1 pseudogene is annotated in these 268 nt (G+C 68.7%); it reads right to left on the bottom strand.

The features are described 5' to 3' along the window. A pseudogene (locus R0J87_RS20965) lies at nt 1-268 on the bottom strand (Tm-1-like ATP-binding domain-containing protein); the annotation flags it as partial.

The following is a 268-nucleotide window of genomic DNA, read 5'->3' as shown; positions in this document are numbered from 1 at the left end:
CTCGTCGGCCTCGGGGTCGTGAAACGGCTGGCCGGGCGCGTCCAGCATGGAGACGCCGCCCTCGGGAATGAGGAAATGCACCGGCCCCCGCGCGCGCGAGAGCTTGCGGCCGATCCACAGGCCCATCTCCCGGCATTCTTCCCGGGTCGTGCGCATGAGCGTGACCTGGGGGTTGTGCTTGTAGAGGTTGCGGTGCTGGAACTCGGCGGGGACGGTGTCGATGGCGTGCCAGTTGACCATATCCAGCGCGCCCACCGAGCCCACGTAG

Origin of the sequence: Halomonas sp. SIMBA_159 (assembly GCF_046536035.1) — a bacterium.
Taxonomy (GTDB): domain Bacteria; phylum Pseudomonadota; class Gammaproteobacteria; order Pseudomonadales; family Halomonadaceae; genus Vreelandella; species Vreelandella venusta_A.
Note: the sequence above shows the minus strand (reverse complement) of the source record. Positions and strands in the feature narration are given on the sequence as shown.